The following is a 7,813-nucleotide window of genomic DNA, read 5'->3' as shown; positions in this document are numbered from 1 at the left end:
TGCCGCGTCCACTGAGCCGGTCGCCGCGCCGGCTGCCTCCGCCCCGGCTGCCGCTGCCGCCGGTCCGGACGCGGCCACGGTGACCTCCGCGCTGCTGGAGGTCGTGGCGCAGAAGACCGGCTATCCGGCGGAGATGCTGGACCTCGGTATGGATGTCGAGGCCGATCTGGGGATCGACTCCATCAAGCGGGTCGAGATCATGGGTGTGCTGCATGAGCGGTTCGCGGCCGGTACGCCGGCCAGCCCGGAGCAGTTGGCCGAGCTGCGCACGCTCCAGGACATCGTCGGCTTCATAGCCGGCCAGGACGCCCCGGCCCCGCAGGCCGCCCCCACCGCCCCGTCGGCCCCGGCGTCCGAGCCGGAGGCCGCCCCGGAGCGCGGGCGGATCGGCAGGGCGCAGGCCGTCCTCGCCGAACTGCCGGTGCCCGACCAGCTGGTGGACGCCTACCCCGCCTCCCCGGCCGCGCTGCTCGTGGACGACGGCGGTGAGCTGACCCAGGAGATCGCCGTCCGGCTCCAGACGCAGGGCTGGAAGGTGCACGTGCTGCGGCTGCCCGGCGTGCCGCAGCGGGTGGAGGACGCGGTGGACCACGCGCTCACCGGCTGGGGCGTCACCGAACTCGCCTCGCGAGTCGAGGAGGCCCTCGGCGAGCGCGTCAGCCTGGTCCTCGACCTGTGCACCAAGGCCCCGGCGGACTGGGCCGAGGGAGTGCGGCGCCTCGCGCACACCCTGCTGGTGGCCAAGCACCTGGTGGAGCCGCTGAACGGCGCCGCCGCGTTCGGCCGCGCCGCCTACACCACCGTCACCCGCCTGGACGGCTCCTTCGGCCTCGGCGGCGTCGACGAGCACCTGACGCCGCTCGGCGGTGTCGCCGGTCTGGTCAAGACGCTGGCCGTGGAGGCCCCGGAGGTCTTCGCCCGCGCCGTGGACCTGGCCCCCGGCCTCGCGCCCGACGCCGCCGCCGCGCTGGTCCTCGGCGAGGTGTACGACGCGGCCACCGAGCCCGTCCAGGTCGGCCACGACGGCACCCGCCGCGTCACCCTCACCCTCGGCGAGCAGCCGGCGCAGCCGACCGGCGCGCAGCCGCAGCCGCTGGGCAGCGAGGACCTGCTGGTCGTCACCGGAGGCGGGCGCGGCATCACCGCGACCTGCGTGACGGAGCTGGCGCGCCGTCACCGGCCGGGCCTGCTCCTGCTGGGCCGGACCCCGCTGGAGGAGGAGCCCGAGTGGGCCCGCGGGGTGACGGAGGCCGCCGCGCTCAAGGCCGCGGCCGCCGCCGACCTCAAGCGCGCCGGAGAGAAGCCCACCCCGAAGCGCGTCGAGCAGGCCTACCGGGCCGTCGTCGGCGGCCGCGAGGTGCGGGCCACCCTGGAGGCGCTGCGCGCCGCGGGCAGCCAGGCCGAGTACCTGGCGGTGGACATCACCGACCCGGAGGCCACCGCCGCCGCCCTCGCCCCGTACCGGAGCCGGATCACCGGCCTCGTGCACGGCGCCGGGGTCCTCGCCGACCAGCTGATCGCGCAGAAGAAGGCCTCCGAGATCGAGCGGGTCTTCGCTCCCAAGCTGGCGGGCCTGCGCGCCGTGACGGCCGCGCTGGACGCGGACGCGCTGCGGCACGTGGTGCTCTTCTCCTCGGTCGCCGGCTTCTTCGGCAACCGCGGCCAGTCCGACTACGCCATGGCCAACGAGACGCTCAACGCCTGGGCGTCCTCCTGGAAGCGGCGCCACCCGGCCGCCCGGGTCACCTCGCTCAACTGGGGCGCCTGGGACAGCGGCATGGTCTCCCCGGAGATCAAGGCCGTCTTCCGGGAACGCGGCATCGTCCTCATCCCGCAGGACACCGGCGCCGAGATGTTCGCCGACCAGTTCGCCGCCGAGCGCGCGGACGACGCGGTGACCGTGCTCGGCCCGACCACCCCGCTCTCCGAGCGCGTCCCGGCCGCCCCGTCGGCCACCGTCACCGTCGAGCGGCGGATCGCCGGCCTGGACCGCGACCCGCTCGTGGCCGACCACGTCATCGGCGACGCCCCGGTGCTCCCGGCGGCCGCGGCCCTCGGCTGGGCGATCGGCGCGGTGGAGCGCGCCACCGGCGGCGAGGTCCGCCAGGTGCGGGACTTCTCCGTGCAGAAGGGCATCGTCTTCGACGGCACCCAGCCGGAGAACGCCCGCCTCGTCATCACCCCGCTGCCCGAGGCCCCCGGCGCCGTGCAGGCGGCCATCCGCTCGGTGAACCAGGACGGCGCGGTGCGCCCGCACTACGCCGCCGTACTGGACGCCGCGCCGGCCGCGCCGCAGACGCCCGTCGCCGGACTGCCCGCCCTCGGCGGCGGCCGGCCCGCCGACGGCCTCTACACCGACGGCACCCTCTTCCACGGGCCCGCGCTGCGCGGCGTGCGGCGGGTGCTCGCCGAGGAGGAGTCCCGGCTCGTCCTGGAGTGCGCGCTCGCCGAGCACCGCACCGAGGGCGGCGCCTTCGCCGGCGCCCACTACGCCCCCGGCACCGCCGACCTGCTGCTGCAGGCCGCCCTGGTGTGGGTGCGGCTCTTCCGGGGCAGCGCCGGACTCCCGCTGGCCGTCGGCCACGCCGAGCTGCACCACCCGCTGCCCGACGGCGAGCCCTTCGTCGTCCTGGTGGAGCCCGGCACCGCCGGTGCGGGCGCCGAGGCCCGGCTCACCGTCACCGCCTGTGCCCCCGACGGACGGGTGCTGACGCGCCTGCACGACGTGTCCGTCATCTCGGCGCCGCAGCTCACGGCCAAGTTCGTCAGCGGCTGACCGCCCGTCCGTATCCGACTGACGACCTGACCGGTCGGCCCGGCCGGCGCCTACGCGCACGCCGGCCGGGCCGACCGACCTACGGAGGGACCTCGCTCTGATGAGCAAGTACGCCATCGTCGGCCTGTCCTGTCTCTTCCCGGGCGCCCGCACCCCCGCCGAGTTCTGGCAGAACCTGCGCAGCGGGGCGGACGCCCGCCGGGAGGGCGGAGACGAGATCTTCGGCGCAACGCCCCGGGACGCCGACCTCGACCCGCAGCACCGCATCTACTGCCGCCGTGGCGGCTTCATCACCGACTTCGAGTTCGACCCCACCGGCTACCGCCTCGACGCCGAGCAGCTCGCCCCCCTCGACCGGATCTTCCACTGGTCGCTGTACACCGCCCGCGAGGCGCTGCGCGACAGCGGCTACGAGGCCCGGCCCGAGACCCTCGACCGCACGGCGCTCATCCTCGGCAACTACTCCTTCCCCACCCCCACCTCGGCCCGGATCAGCGTCCCGCTGGCCCGCGAGGCGGTGCTGGAGGGACTGCGCCGGGCCGGGCTGCCCGAGCTGGCCGGACTCCCCGACGGCGCCCCGCTGGTCGACGCCGAGCTGCTGCGCGGCGAGAACCTGCGGGTCAGCGGCTCCCCGGCGGCCGTCACCGCCGCCGCGCTCGGCCTCGGCGGCCCGCGCTACGCCCTGGACGCGGCCTGCTCCTCCGCGCTCTACGCGCTCAAGCTGGCCTGCGCCCACCTGGCCGCCGGACAGGTGGACCTGGTGCTGGCCGGCGGCGTCTGCGCCCCCGACCCCACCCTCATCCACCTCTCCTTCAGCGATCTGCACGCCTACCCGGAGAGCGGCTTCAGCCAGCCCTTCGACAACCGGTCCGAGGGCATCCTCACCGGCCAGGGCGCCGGAATGGTCGCCGTGAAGCGGCTCGCCGACGCGCTGCGCGACGGCGACCGCATCCACGCCGTCATCGACGGCATCGGCCTGAGCAACGACGGCAGCGGACGCCATCTGCTCGTCCCGCAGGGCGGCGGCCAGCTCACCTCCTACGAACTCGCCTACGCCGAGGCCGGCGTGGACCCGGCCACCATCGACTACCTGGAGTGCCACGCCACCGGCACCCCGCTCGGCGACGCCACCGAGGCCGAGTCCGTGGCCGACTTCTTCGGCCGGCACGGCAAGGTCCCGCTGATCGGCTCGGTCAAGGGCAACATCGGGCACCTGCTCACCGTCGCCGGACTGAGCAGCATGCTCAAGGTCATCCTGGCCATGGACGACGGCCACATCCCGCCCACCATCGGCGTCGGACAGCCGGTGCGCTCGGCCGACGGACGCGTGGGGGAGGACGTGCTGGTCCGCGAGGGCCGGCCGTGGCCCGAGGGGGTGGGGCCGCTGCGGGCGGCCGTCTCCGCCTTCGGCTTCGGCGGCACCAACGCGCACGTCGTGCTCTCCGCGCCCGAGGCCGCCGAGCTGTGGGAGCCCGGTGAGGAGAGCCCCGCCGAGCCGCCCGCGCTGGACATCGTCGGCCTGGGCGCGCACTTCGGCCCGCTCGACGGCGTGGACGCCCTGGAACAGGCCGTCCACTCGGGCGCCGACGCGTTCGGCCCGCTGCCCGAGCGGCGCTGGCGCGGTCTGGAGCAGACCCGGGGCGGCACCCTGGACCGGGCCGGGCTCGCGGGCGAGTCCGTGCCGCACGGCGCCTACGTGGACGGCGTCGACATCGACCCCGTCGACCACAAGATCCCGCCCGCCGACCTGCGCACCTACAACCTCCAGCACGCGCTGGCCACCAAGGTCGCCGACGAGGCGCTGCGCGACGCCGGCTACAGCCGGGCCGTCCCGAAGGGCGCGAGCGCGCCCGAACCGCGGCGGATCGCGGTGGTGGTGGCGATGGAGCTGGAGCCGTACACGCACGCCCGGCTCACCCGGTACACGCTGTCGGGCTTCCTGCGCGAGCAGTTCGAGGCCGCCGGAGTGGAGCTGACCGAGGAGCAGCTCGCCGCGATCGCCGCGGTCGGCCGGGACGCGGTGGTGCCCCCGATCGTGGCCAACGAGGTGCTCAGCTACATCGGCAACGTGATGGCCAGCCGGATCTCCTCGCTGTGGAACCTCACCGGCCCCTCCTTCACCGTCTCGGCGGAGGGCTCGGGGACGGCGGAGGCGCTGGAGGCCGCCCGGCTGCTGCTGATGGACCCGGGGATCGAGGCGGTGCTGATCGGCGCCGTCGACCTCACCGGCTCCGCGGAGCACCTGCTGCTGCACCCCGACGCGGTCTCCGAGGCGGGCCTCACCTTCGCCGAGGGCGCCCGCGGGGTGCGGATCGGCGAGGGCGCCGGCGCGGTCGTCGTCACCCGCAGCGGGGAGGCGGCCGGCCGCCGGGTCTACGCCCGGCTGGACGCCCTGGCCGTCGGCGCCGCCCAGGCCCACGACGGCGCGGCGCCCCGCACGGACGCCGACACCCTGGCCGCCACCGCCGAGGCCGCCCTGACCGCCGCCGGGATCTCCGCCGCCGAGGTCGGCTACGTCGAGGCCCACGCGGCGGGCGCCGCCGACGAGGACCGGGCCGAACTCACCGCCCTGGCCCGCGTGTACCGCACGGACGCCCCGGCCGCGGACGGCCCCGCCGACCCCAGCCGGATCGTCGCGCTCGGCAGCGCCAAGGCGCAGCTCGGGGACGCCGGCTGCGCCTCCGGGATGGCCGGGCTGATCCGCACCGTGCTCTGCCTGCACGGCGGCTATCTGCCCGGGACCACCGGATGGCAGCGGCCCGACCCCGAGTTCACGGCCGGCTTCGCCGACTCGGCGCTGTACGTGCCGGACACGTCGCGGCCCTGGCTGCGCGACTCGCGGCGGGCGCGGCGCTACGCCGCCGTCAGCATGGTGGGCGCGCAGGGCGGCTGCGCCCATCTGGTGCTGTCCGCCGACGGCACCCGCGGGCGCGTGGTGGACGGGGACTGGCAGCGGGCCCGGGGCCCGGTCCTGCTGGCCCTCTCCGCCCCGGACCTGGACGGGCTGCTGGCCTCCGTCGAACGGCACCGCGGTCTGCTGGACGACGGCGCCGACCCGTGGGCGCTGGCCCGCGCGGCCGCCCGGGAGCTGCCCGGCGCGCCGCTGCGCGCGGTCCTCGTCGGCCGGGACCCGGCCGAGCTGGGCCGGCAACTGGAGCTGGCCGCCCGGGACATCCCCGGCGCGCACGCCGCCGGCGGCGAGTGGGCCACCCCGGCGGGCTCCTTCTTCACCGCCCGCCCGATCGGCCCCGAGGGCAAGGTGGCGCTGGTCTACCCCGGCGCGTTCAACTCCTACCCGGGTCTCGGCCAGGACCTGTTCCGCGCCTTCCCCGGCCTGCTGGAGCACTTCGAGGCGCAGGCCGAGGAACCCGCCCGGCAGCTGCGCTCCGCCCTGCTCTACCCGCGCACCTATGTGACGCCGGGCCGGCGGGAGCTGATGGAGCTGGAGTCCGCGCTCGGCGACGACGTCCCGTTCATGCTGGCCACCGGCACCAGCTTCGCCATCCTCTACACCCACCTGGTGCGCCGGGTCCTGGGCGTCACCGCGCACGGCGGCTTCGGCTACAGCCTGGGCGAGTCCAGCATGCTCTTCGCCACCGGCGGCTGGAGCGCCGAGGGCCGCCGCGACGATCTGATCAGCGACACGCCGATCTTCCGGGACCGCCTCGTCGGCGCCCGCCGCACCGTGCGCGAGCTGTGGCGGGACATCCCCGCCGACGCCCCCGACAAGGACCTGTGGGCCTCGCACGTCCTGCTCACCGACGAGCGGACCGCGCGGGCCGCGATCGAGCGCTACGACCGGGTGTACCTCACCCACGTCAACACGCCCGGCGAGCTGGTCATCGCGGGCGATCCCACCGAGTGCCGCGCGCTGATCGAGGAACTGGGCTGCCCGGCGGCCCGCTCGCCGGTCAGCGTGGTGATGCACTGCCCGGTGGTGGACGCCGAACTCGACGGCCTGGCCGGGCTGAACGACTACCCGACCGGCTCGCTCGACGGCCTGGAACTGTTCTCCGCCTACGACTACCAGGAGCTGCCCGGACTGGACCGGGAGCGCATCGCGCGGCGCATCGCGCACACCCTGCGCTCCCCGATCGACTTCCCGCGCCTGGTGCGCACCGCCTACGAGCGGGGCTACCGCTACTTCATCGAGGTCGGCCCCGGCGCCACCTGCTCGCGCTGGGTGCGCGACACTCTCGGCGAGCAGCCGCACGTGGCGGCCTGCGTGGACCGGCGCGGCGTGCCCGCCACCAAGTCGATCGCCCAGCTGGCCGCCCGGCTGGTCGGGCACGGCCTGCCGGTGGACCTCACCGCGCTGCTCGGCGCACCGCAGGAGGCCGCCGCGGCCGTCCCGGCCCGGCGCACCGCCCGGTTCCGGGTGGGCGGCGGCGACCCGGTCCCGGAGCGGATCGCCCAGGGCGTGCGCACCGCCGCCCCGGCGACCGCCGTGGCGACGGACCGTCAGCCGGTCGCCACCTCCGTGGCCGCCCCGCGCACCGCCCCGGAGCCGCGCACCGCGACCGAGGCCCTCGCCCGGTCCGAGGCCCCCGCCGCGCCCGGACCCCGCACCGGGTCCGAGCCGCCCGCCGCGCCCGCCGCCGCATCCGCACCGCCCCCTGCCTCCGCCCCCGTCCCGTCCACCGCACCGGAGGAACCCGATCTCATGCCCGCCGACCCGACCGTCGCGGACCCCGAGGCCATCGTCTTCGACGGCGACCCGATCGCCTTCCTGCCGTGGGCGCCGGCGAGCCCGGCGCAGCCCGCCCCCGCGGCCCCCGCCCCGACCGACCGGCCCGCCGCCCCGACCGGCGCCGCCGCGCCCGCCCAGCCGAACGCCGCCGCGCCGGCGCACCCGAACGCCGCCGCCGCGCCCGCCGGCCCGGCCGGCACCGGCGCGCTCGCCGCCGACCTGGTCCGCGAGCTGCGCCGCCAGATGGTCGCCACCCACTCCGTGGTGATGGAGACCCAGCGCGTCCTGCAGAACGCCACCCTCACCCGCGCCGAGGCGCTGCTCGACGGCGGCCCGGCCCCCGCGCA

At 76.7% G+C, this 7,813-nt stretch carries 2 protein-coding genes; both read left to right on the top strand.

Annotated features, from left to right (window positions below; genetic code table 11):
• A partial coding sequence (locus K7787_RS31000) for an SDR family NAD(P)-dependent oxidoreductase (RefSeq protein ID WP_223003672.1) occupies nt 1-2,776 on the top strand: 2,776 nt, incomplete at its 5' end.
• Nucleotides 2,777-2,876: 100 nt separating this feature from the next.
• Nucleotides 2,877-7,813, top strand: a 4,937-nt coding sequence (locus K7787_RS30995) for a beta-ketoacyl synthase N-terminal-like domain-containing protein (protein WP_223003671.1), incomplete at its 3' end; no start/stop codon positions are given.

Origin of the sequence: Streptomyces sennicomposti (genome assembly GCF_019890635.1) — a bacterium.
Taxonomy (GTDB): domain Bacteria; phylum Actinomycetota; class Actinomycetes; order Streptomycetales; family Streptomycetaceae; genus Streptomyces; species Streptomyces sennicomposti.
This window is presented reverse-complemented; position numbering and strand designations above follow the sequence as displayed.